Source organism: Aminobacter ciceronei, assembly GCF_014138625.1.
Classification (GTDB): Bacteria; Pseudomonadota; Alphaproteobacteria; order Rhizobiales; family Rhizobiaceae; genus Aminobacter; species Aminobacter ciceronei.
The window spans coordinates 55,873-77,290 of sequence record NZ_JACJHY010000002.1 but is presented as its reverse complement, the minus strand read 5'-3'; the positions used below and the strand labels follow the sequence as shown (position 1 = coordinate 77,290).

Sequence of the window (21,418 nt, the reverse complement as noted above, 5' to 3'; positions counted from 1 at the left end):
ATGGCCGCCTACGACTATATCCATGATGGCACGGCCATCTACGAACGCTCCTTCGCCATCATCCGCTCGGAGGCGGACCTCAAGCGCTTCTCCGAAGACGAGGCCGACGTTGCTGTGCGCATGATCCATGCCTGCGGCCTGGTCGAGGCGGCCGAACATTTCGTCTTCTCTGAAAACGTCGTCGCCGCTGCGCGCGGTGCGCTGAAGGCCGGCGCGCCGATCTTCTGCGACGCCGAAATGGTGGCGCGCGGGGTCACCCGCGCCCGTTTGCCCGCCGACAACGAAGTGATCTGCACACTGCGCGACCCGCGCACATCAGATATCGCCAGGGAGATCGGCAACACCCGATCGGCCGCCGCGATCGACCTCTGGGTCGACAGGCTCGCAGGCTCGGTCGTCGCCATCGGCAACGCGCCGACAGCCCTGTTCTACCTCCTCGAGAGACTGCGCGACGGCGCGCCCAAGCCTGCCGCCATCATCGGCATGCCGGTCGGCTTCGTCGGCGCGGCCGAATCCAAGGACGCCCTGGCAGAGAATTCCTATGGCGTGCCCTACGCCATCGTCCGCGGCCGCCTCGGCGGCAGCGCCATGACGGCCGCTGCCCTCAACTCGCTGGCGAGGCCCGGCGTATGAGCGCTCCCGCTGCAAAGGGCCGCCTCATCGGCGTCGGCACCGGGCCCGGCGATCCCGAACTTTTGACGCTCAAGGCCGTGCGCGCGCTGGCCGAGGCTGACGTGATCGCGCATTTCGCCAAGCGCGGTGCCAATGGCAACGCCCGCACCATCACCGATGCACATTTCCGCGACGACGTGATCGAGCTGCCGCTGATCTATCCGGTCACCATCGAGATCGACAAGGATCACGACGACTACCGCGCTGCCATTACGGGCTTCTACGAGGCGTCGGCGCAAGCGATAGCCGCCCATCTCGATCAGGGCCGTATGGTTGCGATCCTGTCGGAGGGCGACCCGCTGTTCTACGGCTCCTACATGCATCTGCATGTGCGCCTGTCGCATCTCTACCCGACCGAGGTCATCCCCGGCGTCACTGCCATGTCCGGCTGCTGGTCGCAGACGGGCGTGCCGATCGTCCAGGGCGACGACGTGTTGTCGGTACTGCCCGGCACGATGAGCGAGTTCGAGCTGACCCGCCGCCTCGCCGATACCGACGCTGCGGTCATCATGAAGGTCGGCCGCAACCTGCCGAAGATCCGCAAGGCGCTGGACGCGACCGGCAAGCTCGGCCGCGCGCTGTATGTCGAGCGCGGCACCATGCCCAACACCCAACACATGAAGCTGATGGACAAGACAGACGACAAGGCGCCCTATTTCGCCATCGTGCTGGTGCCCGGTTGGGCCGGCAAGCCGGGAGCGGACAATTGAGCGGCTCCCTCGTCGTCATCGGCCTCGGCCCCGGCAATCCGGACCAGATCACGCCGGAAGCCAGCCGCGCGGTCGCGGAAGCCAGCCATTTCTTCGGCTACAAGCCCTATCTCGACCGGATCGAGCTGCGCCCTGACCAGACCCGCGTCGCCTCCGACAACCGCGAGGAGATCTCGCGCTCCAACGCCGCCCTCGATATGGCGGCAAGCGGCCACCACGTTGCTGTTGTCTCGGGGGGCGACCCCGGCGTCTTTGCCATGGCAGCCGCCGTCTGCGAGGCCATCGAGGCCGGCCCGAGGGCATGGCGCGACATCGAGTTGTCGGTCGTTCCAGGCGTCACCGCCATGCTGGCCGTGGCAGCCCGCGTCGGCGCACCGCTCGGCCACGATTTCTGCGCCATCAATCTGTCGGACAATCTCAAGCCATGGGATTTGATCGAGCGCCGGCTTGTCGCCGTCGCGCGGGCAGGCTTCGTCATCTCACTCTACAACCCCATCAGCAAGGCCCGTCCCTGGCAGCTCGGCAGCGCGTTGGAAACCCTGCGCAAGCATCTGCCTGCCACGACGCCCGTCATCTTCGGCCGCGCCGCCGGCCGGCCCGACGAGCGCATCGAGATCTTCACGCTTGGCGAAGCAGATGCGGCGAAGGCCGATATGGCGACCTGCGTCGTCATCGGCTCGCCCGAGACGCGCCTGATCGAACGCGACGGCAAGCCCCCGCTGGTCTACACGCCGCGTTTTTCCGCCGGAGCGGCGAAATGATCGACAAGATCGGCCATGGCAGCGACATCAGGTGCGGACGGCACCTCGGGAAGCTGCGGCCGGCGGAAGAGGATCACCTCGATGCCGAGTTGCCGCGCTGCCGCGATCTTGCCGTAGGTCGCCTGCCCGCCGCTGTTCTTGGCGACGATGACGTCGATCCTGTGTGCCTCGAGCAACGCCCGCTCATCCGCTTCGCGAAACGGCCCGCGCGCCAGAATGTAGGTCGCGTCGGCCACGCCGAGCGGCGGCTCTATCGGATCGACGCTGCGAATGACATAGCCGTGCTGGGGGGCTGTCTCGAAGGCCGCGACCTCCTGCCGACCGAGCGCCAGGAACACGCGGCGCGAGCTCTGGCCCAGCGCGGCGACAGCCTGTTCGGCGTCTTCCACCAGCGTCCAGCTGTCACCTTCGACCGGCTCCCAGCCGGGACGGCGCAGGGCGAAGATCGGCACACCCGATATCCGAGCCGCCTCCGCCGCATTGGCCGAGATGCGCGCCGCATAAGGATGCGTGGCGTCGATCAGGAGATCGGTCTTGTGCCCAGCCAGCCAATCGGCCAGCCCCTGCGCGCCGCCGAAGCCACCGGTTCGTACCGGCACCGGCTGCTCGACAGGGTTTTCGGTCCGGCCCGCCAGCGAAAGCAAGATGTCGAGATCGCCACGGGAGGCGAGCCTGGCCGCCAGCTGCCGCGCTTCGGTGGTTCCGCCCAGGATCAGAATACGGTGGGTCATCATGCCTGCTGAACTCGACGCCCCGATGCAAGAATGGCTGACCGTCGTCGGCATCGGCGAGGACGGTGTAGCGGGTCTCGGCGACGAGGCCAAGCGGGCGATATCAGGCGCTGCCCACGTCTTCGGCGCCAAGCGTCATCTGGCGCTGGCAGCAACGCTCATCGCAGGCGCGGCTCGCCCATGGCCGACGCCCTTCGACAGCGAAATGCGTGACGTGGTCGCCCTGCGCGGCGAAAATGTCTGCGTGCTGGCTTCGGGCGATCCCTTCCTTAACGGCGTCGGCGTCACGCTCGCTCGTGCAGTGCCGTCAGCGGAAATGCGGGTCCTTCCGGCCCCATCTGCCTTCTCGTTGGCCGCCTCGCGGCTGGGCTGGGCGCTGCAGGACATCGAAACGGTTTCGCTCCACGGCCACGCCATCGATCTGATCCGCCCGTTGCTGCAGCCGGGCGCGCGCATCATTGCACTCACCTCGGATGGCGAAGCGCCGGCCCAGATCGCAGCCCTTGTCACCGGCAACGGTTTCGGTGCTTCGTGTTTGACGGTGCTCGAAGCGCTCGGTGGAGAAAGCGAGCGCATCCGCGCCACGACAGCCAGTGGCTTCGACCTCGAAAACATCAATCCGCTCAACGTCCTGGCGCTCGAGCTTGAATCCGGATCGCAGGCACGGATCCTGCCGCTTGCCTCAGGTCTCGCCGACGACTTGTTCGAGCATGACGGCCAGATCACCAAGCGCGAGATCCGCGCGGTCACGCTTTCCACCCTCGCGCCCCGCCGCGGGGAGTTGCTGTGGGATATCGGCGCCGGCTCCGGCTCGATATCCGTCGAATGGATGCTGTGTCACACCTCGCTGCGCGCCATCGCCATCGAGCACAATGCCGAGCGCGCCGAGCGCATCGAGCGCAATGCCGGCGCCTGCGGCGTGCCCGGCCTCACGGTTGTCAGGGGCGCAGCGCCTGACGCGCTGATCGGCCTGCCGACGCCAGACGTCATCTTCATCGGCGGCGGCGGTTCGGACGCCGGCGTCTTCGATGCGGCAATCGCAGCACTTCGATCAGGCGGTCGCCTCGTCGCCAACGCCGTCACGCTCGAAATGGAAACATTGCTGCTGTCGCACCATGCCGCGCATGGCGGCGATCTTCTGCGCCTTCAAGTCTCCCGCGCCGCCCCTGTTGGCTCGATGACCGGCTGGCGGCCGGCGATGCCGGTCACGCAGTGGAGTTGGGTGAAGCCATGATGGTCGCGGGAATCGGCTGCCGCAAAGGCGCGGCACACGAAGACATTCTCTCGGCAATCGAAACCGCGCTCGAAGCGCACGGCCTTGTCGTCACAGCACTTTCGGCGCTGGCCACCGCGAGCCTGAAACGTGACGAGCCCGGTATTCTTGCAGCCGCACGCCGGCTCGACCTGCCGCTGCTCGTCATGGACGACGCGGCACTCGCCGCCGCCGCATCCAGGACATCCAGCCAGTCGCAAGCCTCATTGGAGGCAGCCGGCACGCCATCCGTATCGGAGGCCGCCGCGCTCGCCGCTGCCGGCGCGGATGCCGCACTGCTTGGCCCGCGCATATCAGTCGGCCCCGCAACCTGCGCCATAGCTATCTCTGGAGCCACAGCTTGACCGTTCACTTTATCGGCGCCGGCCCGGGCGCGGCAGACCTCATCACCGTGCGCGGCAGCCGCCTGCTCGGCTCCTGCCCGGTCTGCCTCTATGCCGGTTCCATCGTTGCGCCGGAGCTTCTGACCTATTGCCGCGCCGACGCCCGGCTGGTCGACACGGCACCGATGTCGCTCGACGAGATCGAGGCGCAATATGTCGCCGCCCACAAGGCCGGGCATGACGTCGCGCGGCTGCATTCGGGCGACCTGTCGGTGTGGAGTGCGGTCGCCGAACAGATCCGGCGACTGGAAAAGCACGGCATTCCCTACACGCTGACCCCCGGCGTGCCATCCTTCGCGGCGGCAGCGGCGGCGCTGAAGCGCGAGCTGACGATCCCCGAAGTCGCCCAGAGCCTGGTGCTGACCCGCACCTCCGGCCGCGCCTCGAAGATGCCTCCGGGCGAAACGCTTGCCGGCTTCGGCCGCACCGGCGCCACGCTTGCCGTCCACCTGTCGATCCACGCCATCGACCACGTCGTGGCTGAGCTGACACCGCATTACGGTCCGGATTGCCCCGTGGCGGTCGTCTTCCGCGCCTCCTGGCCGGACGAGCGCATCGTTAGGGCCACGCTGTCGACGATAGCAGCCGAGTTGGCAAAGGACCCTATCGAGCGCACCGCCATCATCTTCGTCGGCCAGTCGCTGGCAGCGCAAGATTTCCGCGAAAGCTCGCTCTACGACGCTTATTATCAGCGCCGCTTCAGGGGCCGCGACGGGCTATGAGAGGCCGCGAAGGGCGCATGCCCCATCAGCTCTCCCTCGCGGTTGAAGACCAGGATTTCGACCGCGATATCGAGCTTGTCGAAGACGCTTGCCGCCGTGCGCCAGGCCGCAGCAGCGACCGCGTCACCTATGCCGATGCCTGCCTTGTTGGCCTCGATGAAGGCCTCGGCGACGGTGTTCGCGTCCTTGATGCGGGCTTCGAGTCCGGTGTCTGCTCCGGCCCCCACGGCGATGGCTGCCAGGCCGTCGAGATCGGCCGAACCGCGGCTCGAATGCAGGTCGAGCAGGCCTTGCGCCAGCTTGGTCATCTTGGCGACGCCGCCGGCAATGGTGACCTTTGCCACCGGGTGGGCGCGAATATATTTCAGCATGCCGCCGACGAAGTCGCCCATGTCGATCAACTGCACCTCGTGAAGACCATGGAATTTCTGAACCGCCAGCTCGGAAGTGTTGCCGGTGGAACCCGCCACATGGTCGAAGCCCATGGCGCGGGCCACGTCGACGCCGCGATGGATGGAGTGGATCCAGGCCGAGCAGGAATAGGGAATGACGATGCCCGTCGTCCCCAGGATCGAGATGCCGCCCAAGATGCCAAGGCGCGGGTTGAGCGTCTTCAGCGCCATTTCCTCGCCGCCGGCGACGGAAATCTCGACCTCTACATCAGCCCCTTCGCCCAGCACCTCGGCCACGACGCCGGCAATCATCTTGCGCGGAACCGGGTTGATCGAGGCTTCGCCGGGCGGAATCGGCAGGCCAGGCCGCGTCACCGTGCCGACGCCCTTGCCCGCCTTGTAGACAAGACCGCTGCCGGCAGCGCCCGGCCGCACCGTGCTCATGACCAGCGCACCATGCGTGACGTCAGGGTCGTCGCCGGCGTCCTTGACGATACCGGCCATGGCCAGGCCGTCGCCGCGTTCGTTTCTGGCCAGCGCAAAGGCCACGTTCTGCCCGCCCGGCAGCACGATCTCCACCGGATCGGGAAACGCACCCGCCTTCAATGCCACGCACGCCGCCTTGGTGGCGGCAGTGGCGCAGGCGCCGGTGGTCCAGCCGCGCTTGAGCGGACGATCTTCTTCATTCATGACGCGATCTATAGGCTGGCACAGCCTGTGCGTCATCGGCGAAAGCGACACGCATGACACTCGAAAACGCTATCACGCGTTTGAATTACAAGCAGCACGTGCTCGAACCGGGCCATGTATGGCTGGCCGGCGCCGGCCCCGGCGATCCCGGTCTGCTGACACTCGACGTCCTGTCGGCGCTGGCCCAGGCCGATGCGCTGGTGCATGACGCGCTGGTCTCGCCCGAGATCGTTGCGGTTGCCGAACAGGCGGAAAAATTCTTCGTCGGCAAGCGCGGCGGCCGGCTGTCGATCCCGCAGGGCGACATCAATGCGCTGCTGGTCAGGCTGGCGCGCGAAGGCCGCAAGGTCGTGCGGCTCAAGGGCGGCCATCCCTTCGTCTTCGGGCGTGGTGCCGAAGAAGCGCTGGTGCTGACCCGAGAGAACATTCCCTGGCGCGTGCTCTCGGGCATCACCTCGGCCTTCGGCGGCCTCTCCTCCGCCGGCATTCCAGCCACCATGCGCGGCGTCAACGGCGCGATCATCCTCGCCACCGGCTTTGCCGCCGTCAGCGACGACCGGCCCGACTGGGCAGCGCTTGCCCGCACCGGCCAGCCCATCGTCATCTATATGGGCCTGACACACATGGCCGAGACGGTGACGGAGCTTCTGCGCGGCGGACTGTCGACCGACACGCCTGCAGCCTTTGTCGAGAACGCCTCGACGCCGGAGGAACGCACGGTCACCGCCACGCTCGGCACACTGGTTGCCACCGCCGAGCGCGAAAAGGTCGTCTCGCCGGCCCTCATCGTCGTCGGCGGCATTGTCTCGCTGCGCGCCGAGCTGATTGGACGGAAATGACGGCGCGTGGGCTCATCATCGGCGCCCCACGCTCGGGCTCGGGCAAGACCAGCGTAACGATTGGCCTGCTGCGCGCGCTCGCGCGCCGCGGCATCAAGGTGCGTGGCGCGAAATCGGGACCGGACTACATCGATCCCGGCTTCCACGCTGCCGCAACCGGCCGGCCCGGCGTCAATCTCGACAGCTGGGCCATGGCGCCGTCGCTGCTCAACGCATTGGCCGCCGATGCATCGGCCGAAGCCGAGATGGTGATCCTCGAAAGCGCCATGGGCCTGTTCGACGGCATCCCCGCGGAGACAGGCCGCTCGGGTGCGGCTGCCGATCTCGCCCGTCTCTACGGCCTGCCGGTGCTTCTGGTGCTCGACGTCTCCGGCCAGTCGCAGACAGCGGCGGCCATCGCCAAGGGTTTTGCCACCTACGACCCCGGCGTCCGGATCGCGGGCGTGGTGCTCAACAGGCTCGGCAGCGACCGTCACCGCAAGCTTGCCGGCGACGCCATCGAGGCGCTCGGTCTGCCCGTCGTCGGCGCCATCCTGCGCGACCCGACCTTGTCCATTCCAGAACGCCATCTCGGCCTCGTCCAGGCCGAAGAGCATGCTGACCTCTTCGCCCACATCGAAAAGCTCGCCGACATGGTCGAGCGCTCGCTCGACCTCGATGCCATCGTCGAACTGGCGACGCCGCTGGCGCCAATGTCTGGCGACCAATCCTTCGCCCTGCCGCCGCCCGGACAGCGCATCGCGCTCGCCCAGGATGCCGCCTTCACCTTCCTTTACCCGCACCTCGCCGCCCACTGGCGCGCCATGGGCGCAGAGCTGGTTCCGTTCTCGCCGCTCGCCGACCAGGCGCCCGACGCCACCTGCGACATCTGCTGGCTGCCGGGCGGCTATCCCGAACTCCATGCCGGCCGCCTCGCCGCAGCTGGCACCTTCCTGTCGGGCACCCGCCGTTTTGCGGACACCAAGCCGGTCCATGGCGAGTGCGGTGGCTTCATGATGCTCGGCGGTTCCATCGAGGACGCCGATGGCGCCACCCACGCGATGCTCGGCCTGCTCGGCCATGCCACCAGCTTCGCCAAGCGCAAGATGAACCTCGGCTACCGCCAGGCCAGACTTTCGGCACCTTGCCCGCTTGGCTCCGAGGGCAGCGTCGTCAGGGGGCACGAGTTCCATTACGCCCAGACGGTTGTTGCAGGCGACGATACGCCACTCGGGCAACTGGCCGATGGCCAGGGCAAGCCGCTCGGCAGCTTCGGCGGCCGGCGCGGCCATGTTACCGGCACCTTCTTCCACGCGATCGCGCGAGGCTGAGACGATGACGCCGGCGACGATCTTCGACGACATCCGCCTCGGCCTCGTCTTCTTCACGCGCCTGCCGCTGCCGCATTTCGAGGTCAGGGATCGTTCGCTCGCCGACGCCATCTGGACTGCGCCGCTCGTCGGCTTCGTCGTGGCGGTCCTGGCCTGGCTCGCCTTCGCTGCCGGACAAGCCCTCGGCCTCGCCGAAGGCCCGACTGCCGCACTGGCCATCGCTGCCGCCATGCTGGTCACCGGTTGCCTGCATGAGGACGGCCTGTCCGATACATCAGACGGTTTCGGCGGCGGACGTACACGCGAGCGCAAGCTCGAGATCATGCGCGACAGCTGCATCGGCAGCTATGGCGCGGCAGCGCTGGCGCTGTCGATCCTGGCGCGCTGGAGCGCGATCGTCGAAATCGAAGACCCCGCCCCTGTTTTCGCCGCCCTCGTCGCCGCTCATGTCGGCTCGCGCGCACTGATCCCCGCCTTCATGCAGAACCTGCCCCAGGCCCGCGCCGACGGCCTTGCCGCCGGCGTCGGCACAGTCGCCGACGGGGCAGTGATCGCCGCCCTCGCCATCGGCGCCGCAGGCCTGCTGTTCCTCGGGCTCAGCGGCGCGGTCGTCGCGGCGTTGTGCCTCGCCCTCCTCTTCTTCGCCTTCAGAAAGCTCTGCCTCGCCCAGATCGGCGGCCAGAGCGGCGACACCATCGGCGCTCTGCAGCAAATGGCCGAAATCGCCCTGCTGTTTGTCGCATCCGCCATCCTTGCTTGATTCTGTTTTGGAGTATTCACTGCCATGGCCTTCAAATCGCTCAATGAATTGCGCCAAGCTTGCCTCGACCTGCCGGCCGGCAGCGACGCCGCAGCGGATGCCGTCGCCCGCCGCCAGGACACGCTGACCAAGCCGCGCGGCAGCCTCGGCAAGCTCGAACAGATCGCCGCCTGGCTCGGCCGCTGGCAGGGCCGCGAGATGCCGAGGCTCGACGAGGTCAAGGTCATCGTCTTCGCCGGCAACCATGGCGTCACCGCCCAGGGCGTGTCGGCCTATCCGTCGGAGGTGACGGTACAGATGGTCGCCAACTTCGCCGGCGGCGGCGCTGCCATCAACCAACTCGCCCGCCTTGCCGGCGCCGAACTCGCGGTCATCCCGCTCGAGCTCGATCGCCCCACGGGTGACTTCACCCAGACGGCGGCCATGGACGAAGCCGATTTCCTCGCCGCCGTCTCGACCGGCTATGACGCGGTGACGCCTGATCTCGATCTCGTCTGCTTCGGCGAAATGGGCATCGGCAACACCACACCCGCCGCGGCCATCGCCGCAGGCCTGTTCGGCGGCACCGGCCGCCAGTGGGCCGGCCGCGGCACCGGCGTCGACGATAGTGGCCTGGCCCGCAAGTTCGCCGCCATCGATGCCGGCCTCGCCCGTCATGCCGCCACGCTCGCCGATCCGCTGGCTGTCGCCGCCAATCTCGGCGGCCGCGAACTCGCCGCCATCCTCGGCGCCACGCTGGCCGCGCGCCACCACAACGTGCCCGTCCTGCTCGACGGCTTCGTCGTCACGGCAGCAGCTGCCCCCTTGGCAAAACTCCACCCAGAAGGCCTTGCCCACACGCTGTCGGCCCATGTCTCCGCCGAGGCAGGCCATCGCCAGCTGCTCGAAACCCTGAAGCTCGCGCCGCTGCTCGACATGGGGATGCGGCTCGGCGAAGGTTCGGGCGCCTGCGTGGCCGTCAATCTCGTCCGTTCGGCGCTGGAATGCCACGCCAGAATGGCAAGCTTCGCCGAGGCCGGTGTCACCGAAAAATAGTTAGGCATTCCGCAGGAAGCCGGTCGCACATCTCAAGCCTAGAAATCGATTTCTTCGTTTGACAAAAGGATAGAAGAAAATTCTTCATACAAGCGCAGAGGCAATCCACCTCTGCCTCTACCTGAAACAGGCCCGCAGCTATGTTGCGGCAAAGTTTAGCCATTTGCCGCTTGTCTCAGGAGAATGCCCCCATGAAACGTTTCCTTCTTGTCGGCGTAGCACTTGCCGCCATGCTCGCCGGCCCACTGCAGGCGTCTGCCGCCGACAAGCTGCTCAACGCGTCTTACGACGTCGCCCGCGAACTGTTCGCTGCCGAGAATGCCGCCTTCATCGCCAAGAATCCGGGTGTCACGCTCGACCAGTCGCATGCCGGCACCTCCAAGCAGGCACGCGCCATCGTCGAAGGACTTGAAGCCGACGTCGTCACCTTCAACCAGGTCACCGATATCGAGTTCCTGGTCAAGAACGGCTTTGTATCAGACGACTGGAAAAAGGATTTCGCCAACCAGGCCTCGCCCTTCTATTCGCTGCCGTCCTTCCTCGTCCGCGCCGGCAACCCCAAGGGCATCAAGGACTGGTCCGACCTGGTCCGCGACGACGTGAAGGTCGTCTTCCCCAATCCGAAGACCTCGGGCAATGCGCGCTATACCTATCTGGCGGCAACCGCCTACGCCAAGGAAGCATTCAAGGGTGACGAGGCCAAGGTCAAGGAGTTCGTGACCAAGCTGTTCGACAACGTGCCGGTGTTCGACACCGGCGGCCGCGCCGCCACCACCACCTTCGTCGAGCGCAACATCGGCGACGTGCTGATCACCTTCGAGGCCGAGACCCGCTCGATCGCCAAGGAATATGGTTCCGACAAGGTCGAGAGCGTCATCCCCTCGGTCAGCCTGCTCGCCGAATTCCCCGTCGCCATCGTCGACAAGGTCGTCGACAAGCGCGGCTCGCGCGATCTGGCAAAGTCCTATCTCGATTTCCTCTACACGCCGGAAGGCCAGCGCATTGCCGCCCAACACGGCAACCGTGTCCACGAGCCTTCGGTCGCCACCGAATTCAAGGAGCAGTTCCCCGATGTTCGCCTGGTCACTGTGGAAGATGTCTTTGGCGGCTGGGACAAGGTCCAGAAGGAACATTTCGGTTCCGGCGGCCTGCTTGAAGAGATTTACGGCGAGCGTTGACCTCAGTGCATGACCCCGGAAATCAATATCGATTTTCGGAAGAGGATCATGCACAACTCAGACTGCTACGGGGTCCTTTGCGCGTCCAACAAGGACGCGCGGCACCGTCGTCGTTATCGTGGAGAATTGGACAGCCGGCCATGCCGGCTTTCCGCATTGTTGTATCCGGGAAGGCATTTCAGTGGCGCGCCGCATTCTGCCGGGGTTTCCCCTGGCACTGGGGATAACCCTCGTCTACGTCTCGATCATCGTCGTGCTGCCGCTCGGCGCGCTGGTGTTCAAGGCGGCCAGCCTCGGCTTCGAGGACTACTGGCGCATCGTCTCGTCGCCGCGCGCGGTCGCCAGCTACCGGGTCACGGCCCTTTCGGCGCTCGCAGCCACCGTCTTCAACCTCGTCTTCGGCATGGCGCTGGCGTGGGTGCTGGTGCGCTACCGTTTTCCCGGCCGCCGCTTCATCGACGCGCTCGTCGACCTGCCCTTTGCACTGCCGACGGCGGTCGCCGGCATCGCCTTGACGACATTGTTCGCCGAAAACGGCTGGTTTGGACAGGCGCTTGCCCAGGCCGGCATCAAGGTTGCCTACACCCCGCTCGGCATCATGGTCGCCATGGCCTTCACCAGCCTGCCCTTCATCGTGCGCACCGTGCAGCCGGTACTGGAAGACCTCGACCCCGCACTTGAGGAAGCGGCCCAGACGCTCGGCGGCAGCGACCGGTCGATCTTCCTGCGCGTGATCCTGCCGCTGCTGGCGCCCGCGCTGCTGGCCGGCCTGTCCTTGTCCTTTGCCCGCAGCTTGGGCGAGTTCGGCGCCATCATCTTTATCGCCGGCAACCAGCCGATGTCGACCGAGATCACGGCGTTGCTCGCGTTCATCCGGCTCGAGGAATACGACTACCAGGCCGCTGCGGCGATCGCCTCGGTGCTGCTCATCACAGCCTTCCTGATGCTCGCCATCACCAACATCCTGCAGGCACGTGCCCTGCGCTACACGGCGAGGGGCTGAGATGAGCAATTCCGTCAAGGGCCGCCCGTCCCGCGTCGGCGACGCGCCGGCCTTCCGCCGCGCGCTCATCGGCATCGTGCTGACGCTGGTCGCCATCGTCATCGTCGCGCCGCTGGTCGTCATCGGCTACCAGGCCTTCTCGCAAGGTATCGCGGTCTATGCCGCCGCGATCGCCCATCCCGACACGCTGCACGCCATCGGCCTGACTGTGGTCACCGCGCTCATCGCCGTGCCCATCAACACCGCCTTCGGCGTTGCCGCCGCCTGGGCAATTACTAAGTTCGATTTCCGGGGACGCCGCTTCCTGCTGGTGGTGATCGAAATCCCGTTCTCCATCTCGCCCATCGTCGCGGGCGTCGCCTATCTCTTCGTCTACGGCCTGCAGGGCCTGTTCGGCCCGGCGCTGGAGCAGGCTGACATCAAGATCCTGTTCGCCCTGCCCGGTATCGTGCTCGCCTCGATGTTCGTCACCGCTCCCTTCGTCGCCCGTGAGCTGATCCCGCTGATGCAGGCGCAAGGGCGCGATCTGGAAGAAGCCGCGACATCGCTCGGCGCGTCGGGCTGGCGTACCTTCTTCTCGGTCACCCTGCCCAACATCCGCTGGGCGCTGCTCTATGGCGTGGTGCTGTGCAATGCGCGCGTCATGGGTGAGTTCGGCGCCGTGTCGGTGGTGTCAGGCAATATCCGCGGCCAGACCAACACGCTGCCGCTGCATATCGAACTGCTCTACCACGACTACCAGACCGCGGGCGCCTTCGCCGCGGCCTCGATCCTGGCCCTGCTCGCCGTCGTTACCCTCGTTGCCAAGGTGCTGCTCGAGCGCCAAGGCGCCGGCCGCGCCCGTCGTCGCCCCGCGCTTGCAGCCCCCGTAGCCGCACCCAAGACCGCTTCCGCTGAGGTTCCGTCATGAAAATCCGCCTCGACAACGTCGTGAAGACCTTCGAGACCTTCCGCGCCGTCCATGGCGTCTCGCTTGAAATCGAGAGCGGCGAACTGGTGGCCCTGCTCGGACCTTCCGGCTCGGGCAAGACCACCATCCTGCGCATGGTCGCCGGCCTCGAATATGCCGACGCCGGCCACATCTATTTCGGCGCCGAGGATGCCACCGACATTCCGGTGCGCGACCGTGGCGTCGGTTTCGTCTTCCAGCACTATGCGCTGTTCCCGCATATGACGGTCGCCGAGAATATCGCCTTCGGCATGAAGGTCTCGAAGCAGCGCCGCGACAAGACTGCCATCGATGCTCGCGTCGCCGACCTGCTGCGCCTCGTCCAGCTCGAAGGCCTGGCCGAACGTTTCCCCGGCCAGATTTCAGGCGGACAGCGCCAGCGCGTCGCCCTTGCGCGAGCGCTCGCCGTCGATCCCAAGGTACTCTTGCTCGACGAGCCTTTCGGTGCGCTTGACGCCAATGTCCGCCGCGACCTGCGCCGCTGGCTGCGCGAGATCCATCAGGAGCTCGGCATCACCACTTTGTTCGTCACCCACGACCAGGAGGAAGCGCTCGACCTCGCCGACCGCGTCGTCATCCTCGACAAGGGCCAGATCGTCCAGCAGGGCACGCCCGAAGAGGTCTGCCGCAACCCCGCATCCGCCTTCGTCATGAATTTCCTCGGCGACACCAACCGCATTTCTGCAGCCGTGGCCGGCGGCATAGCCCGCCTTGGCGAGGCACAGATCCCCGCCCCCGGCTTTGCTGACGGCCCGGTCGAAATCTTCCTGCGCCCGAGCGATCTCGGCTGGAGCAGCAGCGGCGCCGGCATCCCCGCAACCGTCGCCCGCGTCATCGACCGGCCTGCCGGACGGCGCATTCTGGCGCTGACGGCAACGGGCGAAGCCGTCGAACTCGACGTCGCGCCTGAAACCCAGGTCAGTGCCCGCGAGCAGGGCATCATCACCATCGAACGCGCCAGGGTCTATGCGGCAGGCTGATTCTGCCGCGAATAGGGTCAAAACCCGCAAAACTTACGGAAAATCAACGCGTTTCGGCTTGTATATCAAGTCTGTGGAATTTATCTCTGGTGAAGGCCGGAATGCGATGGGGACGAATCGTTATCCTCGGCAAGCAACCTCACGCTGCGACTGGCAGCAGGAAGCCGATGACACGCGTTCGCCATGCTGACTAAAAAAGGCAAATACGGCCTCAAGGCCCTCGTTCACCTATCCCAACTGCCTGCCGGCCAGCTCGCTTTCGTCGGCGACATCGCGACCACCAACAAGATTCCGAAAAAATTCCTCGACGCGATCCTAGGCGAACTCCGCAATGCCGGTTTCGTCCAGAGCCGCAAGGGCAAGGACGGCGGCTACCGCCTCGCCAAGCCTGCCGCCGAGATCAAGATCGGCCATGTCGTGCGCGTGCTCGACGGCCCGCTGGCACCGATCCCTTGCGCCAGCCGGACCCAGTACCAGCCCTGCGACGACTGCGACGAGGCGACCTGCCAGATCAGGCACATGATGCTCGAAGTTCGCCAGGCGATTGCCGGCGTGCTCGACAATCGCAGCCTCGCGCAGGTGCGCGACGCTGCCAATGACGACATTCTGAGCGACGCCCTGAACCACGCCTGACCGTGCCGGTCAGACAATGCGGCGCAGCATCACCGGCCGCTTGCGCAAATGGGTCGGCGCGGGATCATGGCGGCGAAATGCCTTGCGCAATGCCGGTATGACCTGACGCCCGAAGGCCTCAACCGCATCGGCATCGTCGAGCCCGTGGACGATGAAATCGCTCACTCCGAGTTCGACAAAGCCAGCCAGCACAGAAACGACGTGCTCCGGTTCACCCGTCAGCTGCCAATCCTGCTGCCCGCCCTCGCCAGCTTGCACATGCCCGACATGCACCGGCAAGGAGAAGCGGATGCGCTGGGCCCGACCGAACGGTTCGGCAGCAACCCTCACGCGTTCGATCAGCCGCAACGTGTCGTCGAAGCCACCCACCGGCAGCTCGAACCTGTCGGCGTGCCGGCCCGCGATCTTGAGCGCCGTGCCAGACAATCCGCCGAGTTGCAGCCGGATCATTGCGCCTTCGGCTGCCTTCATCGGCACGAAACCGCCATGGATGCGGTAGAACAGGCCCTCATGGTCGAAGGGCTGCGCATTGCTCCACAGCCGCTTGAGCAGCATCAGATATTCGTCGGTGCGCCCCAGCGTGGCGACGAGACCGCTGTCGTCATTGATCTCGCGCAGGTCGCGGCTTGGCGGCACCCGCAATGCCAGCCGGCCAGAGCCGATCTGGTCGAAGGCCGCAAACTGCCGGGCAGCCACCACCGGCGCCACGATTCCAGGCCAATGCGAGACGAGCACACCGATCGACTGCGTGCTGCGTAGCGCAAGCGACGCCAGGTCCATATTGGCAAGCAGGCCGCCCATGTCGTCGATGAGAACGCAGTCGAAGCCCGCCCTTTCGAGCTGGCGCAGCCTCTGCACGGCAACCGCCGTGTCTGAAAAGAAGGAAGAGTGAAGTTCGTCCTTGTCGGCAACGCCGCCCGGGCAATGGGTGAAGTCGATCTGCATCGCAAACTCCTTCATCTTGTCAGGAACAGTTATTGGCGCCGCCCGCGCCGGTTCACGCGCTACTCTGGAAAACCTTCTTCAGTTGGGTTGAGATGATATGGCGCGCCCGCCTCCGGGCACGGGGTGGCCCTAGTGGACCAGACCGACGACGACGGCCGCGGTAAAGCCGAACGACACCGTGAAGAACAGATACGACGCGATCTGCGCAATGCTGGCAGGCCTGCCGGCCGCAGCTGCCGTCTCGCCGACGCGGCTGTTCGAGAGATACTGGGTCTGTGCCATCGCAATCTCCATCATGCCGTTAGTCTATAAAATTAATAGACTTTGTCGATTGCTAATTTTGGCGAGATTGTGGAACGGCTTTGCCCTGCCACAGCTGGGCGGGAGCAATTTTTCTCTTGCGAGAATGATCTGCCGACTACCGGTTGAGCGCTGAAGCGCCGCTGCGGCAGGACGCATGAACTCAAAAAAGTCATTACATAACAGATGGATAGCCGAAATCCAGTCGCCAAAAGATTACAGTTTTGGGCCGAATTCGACGACAGGAGGGAGGCAAAAAAATGTCCCGAAGGCACTGTTGGCGCCTTCGGGACCGGACGAAATACGGCTAGCCGGCTCAGTAATAGCCGCGCGGGCATTCTGCCAGATAGGTGCGACCATAGCGGTCGCGATAGCGGCAGCGGTTCGGCTCGTTGGCCCGGCCGATCAGGGCGCCAGCAACGGCACCGACGGCGCCACCGACGAGCGCGCCTTCAGCCCGGTTTCCGGGTGCGGCAACGGCACTGCCGATCGCCGCGCCGCCAAGACCGCCAATGGCTGCACCCTGTTCGGTCTGCGAGCAGGCTGCCAGCGGCACCAGAAGTGCAAGACTCAATACGAGTTTCATCATCACCAATAACTCCCGAAAATGTGTCCCCACCTCGCCTACAATGCGCGGCGGCGAAAAACGATCCATCGCGCCTCTCCAGCGCGTGGACCACTAAGTCCCTTCAACCCAAGGCATGCCAAGGCAATCGGGCAGCATTCGGGCAGCTCCGATCCGCAACTGCCGCGATGAACCGGCTTCGAAACGAGCCGCTTCCAGCCCGTCGAATTACGCTGACCTATGCCGTCTTGCTCTTCCGCCCCGCCTGTGACGGACGCCGGACCTTCCGTTTGGCCGCCTTGAGCGGTACCGCGGGCGCGTCAGTCAGGGCGCCGATGGTGGCGCCGGCCATGTTGAACGCCGCAAAGTCGGCGTTGAGGTCGCCGGCAAGCTTGTCGGCATCCCCGGCAGCACCGTCGGTCCACAGCACCACCCCTACCCTGAGCGATGGCTTGGCACGTTTCAGACGCCGCACCAGAAAGCGGCCATGGTGAAGCGAATCGGCATTCAGGAAGCCGATCACGGCTGTATGCACGCCTTCGAGCGGCAGGCTTCTGATGCTGGACGGTTCGACATCGGCATGGTTCGCCGTGGCAACAGTCGCGCCCTGCACCGTCAGCACCTGCGCCAGCATGGCCGCGGCCGCGTTGTCGAGCTCGCCGCGCCCGCCAATGCACAGCACCGCCTTCCCCGCACCGTCGGGCAGTTCGTCGGCCGGCTCGCCATCGTCCTGCGTCACATCCTCGGGCGCGTCGTCCTCTTCATCCGCTTCTTCGCCGGCGATTTCGTTCAAGTTGGCCACCAGCACCACGGCACTGGCGGCGACGCGCGTCCGCTGCTCGTCGGTCAGGGCACCGCGCGCCCGGTCGAATTCGCCAAGCAGCAGGGCCGGAATGGCGACATTGCCGTAGAAGTCGACGAGATATTCGGTCTCGAGCATCTCTTCCGCGTGATCGGTCGCCTCATCAGGATCTCCTGCCAGAAGGCGCTGGTATAGCCGCTCCTTGGGGTCGAGCACCGGTTCGTTGCCGAACAGAACTTCAAGGAATTCGAACTGTGGCACGTGTTTTCCGAGCACCACCAGGCAGACGGTCAGCGGCGTCGACAGGACCAGTCCGACCGGTCCCCACAACCAGGTCCAGAAGATCGCGGCGACGATGATGGCGAGCGGCGAAAGGCCGGTTCTCGAGCCATACAGCCAGGGCTCGAGCACATTGTTGATGACCAGTTCCATGGCGATGAACAGTGCCGCAGCCCACAGCACGAGCGACCAACCGGGGGCAACCGCAATCGCCAGGAACAGCGGCAGGATCATTGCGATCGCCGGCCCAATATAGGGCACGAAGCGCAGCACGATGGCGAGCAGGCCCCACAGAATCGCATTCGGAATGCCGAGCAGCCAGAGGCCCATGCCTATCGGAACGCCATAGGCGACATTCACCACCAGCTGCATCAAAAGGTACTGACCGACCCTTCGCCCGGCATCCTGCAGCGCTTCGGTCGTCCGGTGCAGGTCGCCATAACCGACGAGGCGAATGAACCGGTCGCGCAAATCCTCGCGCTCCAGCAGCATGAAGATGACGACGACGATGACGAGGCCAGCCGTCGCCAGCGGTCCGATCAGCGGCGTGATCAGGTTCATCAGCGTTTCGATCGGCTTTTGCGGTGTGAAGATCTCGACCAGCAGCGGGTCCGGCCGGGATGGATGGGCCGCAGGCGCGAGATTGTCTTCCGGCTTATCGATCTCCTGGCCAACGCGCTCGATGACTCCGCTCAGCCTGTCGATGATCCCCTCTCCGCTGCCGCTTTCCTTGAGCGCGCGCACCTTGTTGAGGATGTTCGACTGATAGGTCGGTACGTTCTGCGCGACCTCGCCGATCTGCGAAACCACCACGAAGCTGAACACCGCGACCACGCCGAAGGCGGCCAGCACGCAGGCAATCACCGAAACCAGCCTGGGAACACCGAACCGCCTGAGCCAGCTGACGATCGGCGCAAGCGCGAAGGTCAACAGCACCGCGATCGCAAGCGGCAGGAACACATCGCGGGCAAAATACAGGATCGCAACGACAGCTGCTGTGGCCGCGAACGGCGGCAGCGCCGTCCTGGACTGCGGCTGAAGCAACGGTGGCTGTCCAGAACCGAGGCCTCGAGTTTTCGGAATTGCCTCCACCACCTGCAACCTCCTGGCCCTGAACCGCTTCGCGCTGATGACGAGCAACCATTCGTGACAGGAGACGTCACGAACACGCTGTCATGTCGTGCCGCATAGTCGCGGCAGATGGGCCGCATTTGCAATGGCCCGCAAGTCTGCCGCCAGAAGAAGCGCCGGCCATCAGCGGAACGTGCATGCCAAGGGCGCAAGTGCCTGCGAGGGGCGGAGCTCGGATCGCCGGGGCAAATGCTCAGGTCGGAGCGAAACGTGCTTGCCAACTGGCTGCCCCGCGCCCGACGGACATTTGCGCATTGGCAATGCTGAATCAGGCACGCTAGGCAAGATGCAGTCCGATTCGCTATCGACAGGTCCGCCATGAACAAGGCCGCAGCCTCATTTGCCCTCGTTGCCGTGCTGGCGGCCGCACTGACGGCACTCAGCCTCGCCGTTGCGCGGCACGGCTATCCCTTCGGCGTCATCGGCGTGCAGCGCCTCGACGGCATCGCCAGCGCCGATAGCTTCATTCCGCTGGCGGCGATCTACTTCCTTGCCGCGATGCTGATGATGATCCTGCCGCTCAAGGCGGCGAGTATCGTCCTGGTCAATGCCGCCGACACCATCCACTGGATCGTCATCGCCCTGTTCGCCACCATCGTCGGCTGCCTTGCGGCGCGCTGGGTATTCGGCCAGGCCAGTGCGCCTTGGGCCCTGCTCGACTGGCGCTACCTGTTCGTCGCCATCATTGTCGGCTGCCATCTCGCAATGAACGAACTGCGCCGCAACGTCCTGCTGCGCAGCCTCTTCTTCGCCCTCTTCGGCGTGGCAACGCTTGCCTGCCTGTTCTGGTCGTTCCGAATTTGAGGCAGCGCAGGGCCGACCAGAAATAGAACTCCAAGCGACTTCAACCCAATTGAAGCAACAGTCACAGCGGTTTGAAATCTTTGGAGAAGAAGTGGTGGGTGCGACAGGGATCGAACCTGTGACCCGCTGATTAAGAGTCAGCTGCTCTACCAACTGAGCTACGCACCCACTCGCGACCGGTGAACCGACCGTGGCCGCATATAGCCACACCATCCGTTGCTGTCCACCCATGATCGCCAAGAAAGATGCAGCAATCGGCAGTGGTACGCGATTGCCTGTGCAAAGCCTGGCGGCATTGCATCCGGACAAGGAGATCGACCATCCGCCCGCGCAATTATATGCGCGGCGTTCCAGTATTCGGCGGCTAAGGGAAAGAAGTGGTGGGTGCGACAGGGATCGAACCTGTGACCCGCTGATTAAGAGTCAGCTGCTCTACCAACTGAGCTACGCACCCACTCGCGACCGGTGAACCGACCGTGGCCGGCATATAGCCAAGGCATTTTCGCCTGTCCACCCCACCGGCCGCTTTTTCTTTCAGTCGGCAAAAATAGCTGGGTCAAACCAGCAGAACGCCCTCGGCCACCCTCACCGCGTGTCCGCCGATGCGCGCGGAAGCCAGCTTGCCGCCCGAGATCTCGAGCTCCAGCCTGATCCTGGACGGTCGCCCCATCTCGATGCCCTGTTCGATCCAGAATCGCTGCGCCCCATCGGTCGGCCTGTCGAACTCCATGATCGCCCCCGCAAAGGCGGCAGCCGCCGAACCTGTCGCCGGATCTTCGTAGGATGGGCTGCCGGGAACGATCATCCTCGCGTGGAATGCGTTTTCGTGCCCCACAGTCTCGCGACAATAGACATAGGCGCTGGCCACCGCCGAGTCGTTCTTGCGTGGCGAAAAGGTGAACCAGGCCTCGTTGTCGAATCGAATTCTCGCCGCAACCTTGGTGTCCGCCACCGGCACGGTGATGTAGGGAACGCCCGCAGACCACAGCGATACACGATGGTTTTCAAAGCCGATCTCGTGTGGCGCCAGTCCAAGGGCTGCGGCAACCGCATCGGTGCTGGCGGCCAGCGGCATCGGCTCGGGCAGTTTCGGCAGGTCGAATTCGGCAAACAGGCTGTCGCCGACCTTGTTCACGGCACAGCGCACCAGGCCGATATTCTCTTCGAGGACAAAAATGCCGGCAAGATCATTACCTTGCGCCATCTCGGTCAGCGCGATCGCCGTGCCGACGGTCGGGTGACCGGCAAACGGCATCTCGTAGTCAGGCGTGAATATGCGGACCCGTGCCTTGTGCTTCGGGTTTTCGGGCGGCAGCACGAATGAGGTCTCCGACAGGTTGAACTCCCTGGCGATGGCCTGCATCTGCGCCGTGCTCAACCCCTTGGCATCGACGACCACAGCGAGTGGGTTGCCGGCAAGCCTGTTTTCGGTGAAGACGTCATAGACAAAATACTTGCGTCCGCCCGTCATGTTTGCTCCTTCTGCGCCGGCAACATGAGCGAAATTTAATTTGAATTTCGGGACCACTCAGCCGATCTGTGATTTTAAAGCATGATCGTCAAACTGGCAT

Annotated in this window: 23 protein-coding genes and 2 tRNA genes; 16 read left to right on the top strand and 9 right to left on the bottom strand. The window is 65.1% G+C overall.

What is annotated here, in order from left to right; genetic code table 11:
* Genes HNQ95_RS02455 through HNQ95_RS02445 form a run of 3 tightly spaced genes read left to right on the top strand, consistent with a single transcriptional unit; the run spans position 1 to position 2,143 of the window.
* Positions 1 to 633 carry a precorrin-8X methylmutase gene (locus HNQ95_RS02455; RefSeq protein WP_182573478.1) on the top strand — a complete coding sequence of 211 codons (633 nt, stop codon included), beginning with the start codon at positions 1 to 3 and terminating at the stop codon, positions 631 to 633.
* Complete coding sequence (locus HNQ95_RS02450) at positions 630 to 1,382, top strand: precorrin-2 C(20)-methyltransferase (protein WP_182573479.1); 753 nt, start codon at positions 630 to 632, stop codon at positions 1,380 to 1,382. Before HNQ95_RS02455 ends, HNQ95_RS02450 begins: the two co-directional genes overlap by 4 nt.
* Complete coding sequence (locus tag HNQ95_RS02445) at positions 1,379 to 2,143, top strand: precorrin-3B C(17)-methyltransferase (RefSeq protein ID WP_182573480.1); 765 nt, start codon at positions 1,379 to 1,381, stop codon at positions 2,141 to 2,143. Before HNQ95_RS02450 ends, HNQ95_RS02445 begins: the two co-directional genes overlap by 4 nt.
* On the opposite strand, the gene HNQ95_RS02440 is transcribed toward HNQ95_RS02445, so the two are convergent.
* Complete coding sequence (locus tag HNQ95_RS02440) at positions 2,107 to 2,874, bottom strand: cobalt-precorrin-6A reductase (protein ID WP_182573528.1); 768 nt, start codon at positions 2,872 to 2,874, stop codon at positions 2,107 to 2,109. The two genes, HNQ95_RS02445 and HNQ95_RS02440, sit on opposite strands and share 37 nt — an antisense overlap.
* A 1-nt stretch (position 2,875) precedes the next feature.
* Here HNQ95_RS02440 and cbiE point away from each other — a divergent pair, with 1 nt between their 5' ends.
* The 3 genes from cbiE to cobM are packed head-to-tail and all read left to right on the top strand — an operon-like array spanning position 2,876 to position 5,252.
* The gene (gene cbiE / locus HNQ95_RS02435; RefSeq protein ID WP_182573481.1) at positions 2,876 to 4,108 is read left to right on the top strand and encodes a precorrin-6y C5,15-methyltransferase (decarboxylating) subunit CbiE; all 1,233 of its coding nucleotides are present in this window, start codon (positions 2,876 to 2,878) and stop codon (positions 4,106 to 4,108) included.
* On the top strand, positions 4,105 to 4,491 hold the full coding sequence (locus HNQ95_RS02430) for a cobalamin biosynthesis protein (protein ID WP_182573482.1): 387 nt from the start codon (positions 4,105 to 4,107) through the stop codon (positions 4,489 to 4,491). The genes cbiE and HNQ95_RS02430 overlap by 4 nt, the downstream gene beginning before the upstream one ends.
* Positions 4,488 to 5,252, top strand: coding sequence for a precorrin-4 C(11)-methyltransferase (cobM, locus tag HNQ95_RS02425; protein WP_182573483.1), 765 nt, complete (start codon positions 4,488 to 4,490; stop codon positions 5,250 to 5,252). The genes HNQ95_RS02430 and cobM overlap by 4 nt, the downstream gene beginning before the upstream one ends.
* Here cobM and HNQ95_RS02420 read toward each other — a convergent pair.
* Entirely contained in the window at positions 5,219 to 6,334 is a 1,116-nt protein-coding gene (locus tag HNQ95_RS02420) for a cobalt-precorrin-5B (C(1))-methyltransferase (protein WP_246340550.1), read from the bottom strand. The genes cobM and HNQ95_RS02420 overlap by 34 nt on opposite strands.
* A gap of 53 nt (positions 6,335 to 6,387) precedes the next feature.
* On the opposite strand from HNQ95_RS02420, the gene cobA reads away from it, so the two are divergent.
* The 9 genes from cobA to HNQ95_RS02375 all read left to right on the top strand — a co-directional run bounded on the left by cobA (position 6,388) and on the right by HNQ95_RS02375 (position 15,021).
* A complete protein-coding gene (cobA, locus tag HNQ95_RS02415; protein WP_067960668.1) occupies positions 6,388 to 7,173 on the top strand; it encodes a uroporphyrinogen-III C-methyltransferase in 786 nt (261 codons plus the stop codon).
* Positions 7,170 to 8,483, top strand: a complete 1,314-nt coding sequence (locus HNQ95_RS02410) for a cobyrinic acid a,c-diamide synthase CobB (RefSeq protein ID WP_182573484.1) — start codon at positions 7,170 to 7,172, stop codon at positions 8,481 to 8,483. The genes cobA and HNQ95_RS02410 overlap by 4 nt, the downstream gene beginning before the upstream one ends.
* 4 nt (positions 8,484 to 8,487) lie before the next feature.
* Positions 8,488 to 9,243 carry an adenosylcobinamide-GDP ribazoletransferase gene (locus HNQ95_RS02405; RefSeq protein WP_182573485.1) on the top strand — a complete coding sequence of 252 codons (756 nt, stop codon included), beginning with the start codon at positions 8,488 to 8,490 and terminating at the stop codon, positions 9,241 to 9,243.
* Positions 9,244 to 9,267: 24 nt separating this feature from the next.
* Positions 9,268 to 10,278 (top strand): nicotinate-nucleotide--dimethylbenzimidazole phosphoribosyltransferase, encoded by a 1,011-nt coding sequence (cobT, locus tag HNQ95_RS02400; protein WP_154383873.1) that lies wholly within the window; start codon positions 9,268 to 9,270, stop codon positions 10,276 to 10,278.
* A gap of 191 nt (positions 10,279 to 10,469) precedes the next feature.
* Positions 10,470 to 11,456 (top strand): thiosulfate ABC transporter substrate-binding protein CysP, encoded by a 987-nt coding sequence (gene cysP / locus HNQ95_RS02395; protein WP_067960659.1) that lies wholly within the window; start codon positions 10,470 to 10,472, stop codon positions 11,454 to 11,456.
* Between the two features lie 181 nt (positions 11,457 to 11,637).
* Positions 11,638 to 12,459, top strand: a complete 822-nt coding sequence (gene cysT, locus HNQ95_RS02390) for a sulfate ABC transporter permease subunit CysT (protein WP_182573486.1) — start codon at positions 11,638 to 11,640, stop codon at positions 12,457 to 12,459.
* A 1-nt stretch (position 12,460) separates the two neighbouring features.
* Positions 12,461 to 13,369, top strand: a complete 909-nt coding sequence (gene cysW / locus HNQ95_RS02385; protein ID WP_182573487.1) for a sulfate ABC transporter permease subunit CysW — start codon at positions 12,461 to 12,463, stop codon at positions 13,367 to 13,369.
* Positions 13,366 to 14,388 (top strand): sulfate/molybdate ABC transporter ATP-binding protein, encoded by a 1,023-nt coding sequence (locus HNQ95_RS02380; protein ID WP_067960650.1) that lies wholly within the window; start codon positions 13,366 to 13,368, stop codon positions 14,386 to 14,388. Before cysW ends, HNQ95_RS02380 begins: the two co-directional genes overlap by 4 nt.
* A 183-nt stretch (positions 14,389 to 14,571) precedes the next feature.
* Positions 14,572 to 15,021: an RrF2 family transcriptional regulator gene (locus HNQ95_RS02375; protein WP_067960647.1), complete on the top strand. Its 450-nt coding sequence runs from the start codon at positions 14,572 to 14,574 to the stop codon at positions 15,019 to 15,021.
* 9 nt (positions 15,022 to 15,030) lie between these two features.
* Here HNQ95_RS02375 and HNQ95_RS02370 read toward each other — a convergent pair whose 3' ends face one another.
* From HNQ95_RS02370 to HNQ95_RS02355, 4 genes are all read right to left on the bottom strand, one after another.
* Positions 15,031 to 15,966 (bottom strand): LLM class flavin-dependent oxidoreductase, encoded by a 936-nt coding sequence (locus tag HNQ95_RS02370; RefSeq protein ID WP_182573488.1) that lies wholly within the window; start codon positions 15,964 to 15,966, stop codon positions 15,031 to 15,033.
* A 129-nt stretch (positions 15,967 to 16,095) separates the two neighbouring features.
* Complete coding sequence (locus HNQ95_RS02365) at positions 16,096 to 16,248, bottom strand: hypothetical protein (protein ID WP_157097064.1); 153 nt, start codon at positions 16,246 to 16,248, stop codon at positions 16,096 to 16,098.
* 334 nt (positions 16,249 to 16,582) lie between these two features.
* Positions 16,583 to 16,855, bottom strand: a complete 273-nt coding sequence (locus HNQ95_RS02360; RefSeq protein ID WP_067960641.1) for a YMGG-like glycine zipper-containing protein — start codon at positions 16,853 to 16,855, stop codon at positions 16,583 to 16,585.
* A gap of 214 nt (positions 16,856 to 17,069) precedes the next feature.
* Positions 17,070 to 18,956 (bottom strand): AI-2E family transporter, encoded by a 1,887-nt coding sequence (locus HNQ95_RS02355; protein ID WP_246340552.1) that lies wholly within the window; start codon positions 18,954 to 18,956, stop codon positions 17,070 to 17,072.
* 405 nt (positions 18,957 to 19,361) lie between these two features.
* Here HNQ95_RS02355 and HNQ95_RS02350 point away from each other — a divergent pair, with 405 nt between their 5' ends.
* Positions 19,362 to 19,847, top strand: a complete 486-nt coding sequence (locus HNQ95_RS02350; protein ID WP_067960634.1) for a hypothetical protein — start codon at positions 19,362 to 19,364, stop codon at positions 19,845 to 19,847.
* A 92-nt stretch (positions 19,848 to 19,939) separates the two neighbouring features.
* Here the strand turns inward: HNQ95_RS02350 and HNQ95_RS02345 are convergent.
* The 3 genes from HNQ95_RS02345 to HNQ95_RS02335 all read right to left on the bottom strand — a co-directional run bounded on the left by HNQ95_RS02345 (position 19,940) and on the right by HNQ95_RS02335 (position 21,318).
* Positions 19,940 to 20,015 (bottom strand) — tRNA-Lys (locus tag HNQ95_RS02345).
* Positions 20,016 to 20,225: 210 nt separating this feature from the next.
* Positions 20,226 to 20,301, bottom strand: a tRNA-Lys gene (locus tag HNQ95_RS02340).
* Between the two features lie 102 nt (positions 20,302 to 20,403).
* The gene (locus HNQ95_RS02335; RefSeq protein ID WP_182573490.1) at positions 20,404 to 21,318 is read right to left on the bottom strand and encodes a PhzF family protein; all 915 of its coding nucleotides are present in this window, start codon (positions 21,316 to 21,318) and stop codon (positions 20,404 to 20,406) included.
* Between the last annotated feature and the right edge of the window lie 100 nt (positions 21,319 to 21,418).

Coding starts and splice junctions, on each gene's coding strand:
- HNQ95_RS02380 (WP_067960650.1), top strand. CDS start 13,366: ATGAAAATCCGCCTCGACAACGTCGTGAAGACCTTCGAGACCTTCCGC.
- HNQ95_RS02410 (WP_182573484.1), top strand. CDS start 7,170: ATGACGGCGCGTGGGCTCATCATCGGCGCCCCACGCTCGGGCTCGGGC.
- HNQ95_RS02430 (WP_182573482.1), top strand. CDS start 4,105: ATGATGGTCGCGGGAATCGGCTGCCGCAAAGGCGCGGCACACGAAGAC.
- HNQ95_RS02335 (WP_182573490.1), bottom strand. CDS start 21,318: ATGACGGGCGGACGCAAGTATTTTGTCTATGACGTCTTCACCGAAAAC.
- HNQ95_RS02360 (WP_067960641.1), bottom strand. CDS start 16,855: ATGATGAAACTCGTATTGAGTCTTGCACTTCTGGTGCCGCTGGCAGCC.
- HNQ95_RS02455 (WP_182573478.1), top strand. CDS start 1: ATGGCCGCCTACGACTATATCCATGATGGCACGGCCATCTACGAACGC.
- cobT (WP_154383873.1), top strand. CDS start 9,268: ATGGCCTTCAAATCGCTCAATGAATTGCGCCAAGCTTGCCTCGACCTG.
- HNQ95_RS02350 (WP_067960634.1), top strand. CDS start 19,362: ATGAACAAGGCCGCAGCCTCATTTGCCCTCGTTGCCGTGCTGGCGGCC.
- HNQ95_RS02450 (WP_182573479.1), top strand. CDS start 630: ATGAGCGCTCCCGCTGCAAAGGGCCGCCTCATCGGCGTCGGCACCGGG.
- HNQ95_RS02440 (WP_182573528.1), bottom strand. CDS start 2,874: ATGACCCACCGTATTCTGATCCTGGGCGGAACCACCGAAGCGCGGCAG.
- cysP (WP_067960659.1), top strand. CDS start 10,470: ATGAAACGTTTCCTTCTTGTCGGCGTAGCACTTGCCGCCATGCTCGCC.
- cysW (WP_182573487.1), top strand. CDS start 12,461: ATGAGCAATTCCGTCAAGGGCCGCCCGTCCCGCGTCGGCGACGCGCCG.
- HNQ95_RS02375 (WP_067960647.1), top strand. CDS start 14,572: ATGCTGACTAAAAAAGGCAAATACGGCCTCAAGGCCCTCGTTCACCTA.
- cobA (WP_067960668.1), top strand. CDS start 6,388: ATGACACTCGAAAACGCTATCACGCGTTTGAATTACAAGCAGCACGTG.
- HNQ95_RS02365 (WP_157097064.1), bottom strand. CDS start 16,248: ATGGCACAGACCCAGTATCTCTCGAACAGCCGCGTCGGCGAGACGGCA.
- cbiE (WP_182573481.1), top strand. CDS start 2,876: ATGCCTGCTGAACTCGACGCCCCGATGCAAGAATGGCTGACCGTCGTC.
- HNQ95_RS02405 (WP_182573485.1), top strand. CDS start 8,488: ATGACGCCGGCGACGATCTTCGACGACATCCGCCTCGGCCTCGTCTTC.
- HNQ95_RS02420 (WP_246340550.1), bottom strand. CDS start 6,334: ATGAATGAAGAAGATCGTCCGCTCAAGCGCGGCTGGACCACCGGCGCC.
- HNQ95_RS02370 (WP_182573488.1), bottom strand. CDS start 15,966: ATGCAGATCGACTTCACCCATTGCCCGGGCGGCGTTGCCGACAAGGAC.